Source organism: Actinospica durhamensis, from assembly GCF_018139695.1.
In the GTDB taxonomy this organism is placed as follows: domain Bacteria; phylum Actinomycetota; class Actinomycetes; order Streptomycetales; family Catenulisporaceae; genus Actinospica; species Actinospica durhamensis.
Genome location: NZ_JAGSOG010000509.1, coordinates 1 through 2,443 on the forward strand (window position 1 = coordinate 1; position 2,443 = coordinate 2,443).

Annotated in this window: 2 protein-coding genes; one reads left to right on the plus strand and one right to left on the minus strand. The window is 67.6% G+C overall.

Going from position 1 to position 2,443, the window contains the following annotated elements:
* Positions 1 to 873: 873 nt before the first annotated feature.
* Positions 874 to 2,109 carry a GH12 family glycosyl hydrolase domain-containing protein gene (locus KDL01_RS40515; protein WP_212534035.1) on the minus strand — a complete coding sequence of 412 codons (1,236 nt, stop codon included), beginning with the start codon at positions 2,107 to 2,109 and terminating at the stop codon, positions 874 to 876.
* Here KDL01_RS40515 and KDL01_RS40520 point away from each other — a divergent pair.
* Positions 2,108 to 2,443, plus strand: a 336-nt coding sequence (locus tag KDL01_RS40520; protein WP_212534036.1) for a hypothetical protein, incomplete at its 3' end; no start/stop codon positions are given. The genes KDL01_RS40515 and KDL01_RS40520 overlap by 2 nt on opposite strands.

A 2,443-nucleotide genomic window follows, 5' to 3' on the forward strand; every position in this document is an offset into this window, starting at 1 on the left:
CGCCACGCCACCACCGACACCGACACCTACTGCACTGGTCCGCCTGGCGAAGACGCCACCAAGCCACCGCCCGCCGATGCCACTACCAGCGACGATGCAACTCAGGGCAAGAATTGCAACTGTAGTAATAGGCGACCAGGGTGCACAGGGTGGCCAACACTGCGGTGATGAGATAGCCGTAGGGCACAAAGCCGAGATTATCAGCAGTCTGCTGGATAGGCTGATTTTTGTGGAGTAGTGGTGATTGTGAGGATCCGGGAGATGTGAGCTAGCGGTGGAACGGTGGTCGGTGGGGAGACGACGTGTGGAATGCGCGGAGCGGGGCGCCATGGCGATACGCGGAGCGTGGACGAGCGCATTGCGACGGCACGTGCAGCTGGCGCGGCTGGGTGAGGTGCCGCGGCGATACGGCTGGCACGGCCGAGTGGGGAACTGCGGCAATACGCGTAGCGCGGACGAGCGTGATGCGGCGGCACGTACAACCGGCGCGGACCAGCGGGAAGGCACGGGCGATACGCGTAGCGCGGCGCCGCGCGAGTGCAGTTGGCACGGACGAGGGCGACGCCGTGGTGGATACAGGCGGCACGGCGGAGCGCCCGTAACGCGCTGAGTACTTCTGCCGCGGCGGAGCGGCTGGGGCAGCGGGGCCATGCCGCGGCGGTGCGGTTGGCGCGGTAGACCGTTTGGTCGAGGGCGTCGGCCGTGGTGAGGGTGCCGATGCTCGGGATGCGCCGTCCACCAAGTAGGACGGTGCATCCCGAGCATCGGGACGTTCATCTGCCAGTGCGTTCGTGCGTCAGTGCGTTCGTACATATATCGGCCTGTCGGCCCATCGACCTGGCGGGCCGGTGCGCGACGAATCCGTGCGGGGGCTCAGTGCGCGGTGCAGGTGAGTGTGGCGGGGGCGGTGTCGCTGCCGGTGTCGTTGGCGGTGAAGCCGAAGTTGGTGTTGCCGCCGGACGCCAGGCTGCCGTTGTACGCGGCGTTGGTGACGGTCACGCTCTGGCCGGATTGGGTGTAGGAGCCGTTCCACAGGTTGCTGATGGTCTGCGAGTTCGGGTACGTCCACGCGACGGTCCAGCCGCTGATCGCGGATGAGCCCGCGGTCACCGTCACCTGGGCCTGATAGCCGCCGGACCACGCGTTCGTGATCGAGTACGCGGCGGTGCAGCCGGCGCCGCCGGAGGTCGGCGTCGTGGCCGAGGCCGAGGGTGACGCGGAGGCCGAGTGGGACGGCGAGGCGGAGGCGGACGGGCTTGCCGACGCCGACGCCGACGCTGAAGCTGACGGGGTCGCGGTGGCGGTCGAGGTGCCGGAGCCGTTGATGGCCACGGAGAACGAGTTCGTGGTCAGGCCGGTGCCACCCTGCCACAGCTCGAATCCGGCCTCGATGTCGATCAGATAGCACGAGGCCGACATGTAGCCGCGGCTGACCGCGTCCTGGGCGATCGGGAGGAGGTCCAGGTTGCTGACCGACGTGGCGGCGCTGGTCATGTCGTAGGTGACGGTGTCCCAGGAGGACTGGCCGCCTTCCCACACGTTGTACGTGGTATTGCCCACCTTGACGTTGCTGGCCACGGTCGAGCCGAAGGGCTGGACCGAGCCGTTGTGGTTGAGCCAGACCATGATCTCGGTGCAGTTGGGCTGGCCGGTGGTGGTGGCGGTGCGGTTGAACCAGATGTCGTAGGCCACGTCGTAGGCACCGCTACCGGGCTGGGTGGTGCTCCAGCTGGTGGTCACCTCGCCCGACTTGAGGTTGGACTCCTCGATCGGGTTCGTGGACAGACCGCCGGACGAGCACTCGCCCCAGTGGCAGCCCTGGTAGATCGACGGGTAGGCGCCCGGCGATCCGCTGGTGGAGTTGGAGATGGAGGAGTTGGCGACGTTGAAGTCCGCGCCACCGTCGGTGCTGACGCACTCGGAGGCGCTCGAGTCGTACTCGTTGTTCTGCACGATGTACGTGCCGGAGGAGACCGACGTGGTCTGCTCGGAGCACACGGAGGTCGCGGCGCTCGCGGTCTGCGGGGCGAGCAGCACGCCCAGGAAGGCCACGGACACCGACAGGACGGCCGCCAGCGCGCGCAGCGGTGGACGGCTGGGGAGAGACATGGAGGGACCTGATCCTTTCGTTTCGTTCAAGTTCGAGGTCAAGTTCAAGTTCAAGTTCGCGGCGGTACGGCAGTGCGACGGTCTGGAGCCCGGCGGTTCACCGGGCTCCGGAACCGGCGCCTTCGCCGAGCCGGATCTCGGCGCCGCGCCGGGCTGGAGCGCGTCGACTCGAACCCGGCCCGCAACCGTCGGCCGACCGTCGAGCAACTGGATCTCTTCGAATCTTTCGGGTGCTGACGTTCGATCAGATCAGGACGGTATCGGGGCCTGCGCCACAGGCAAGGGTGCGGTGGCGGGGGGTTGCGATTCCGGCTGGTGGAGGGGGTCTTGGAAC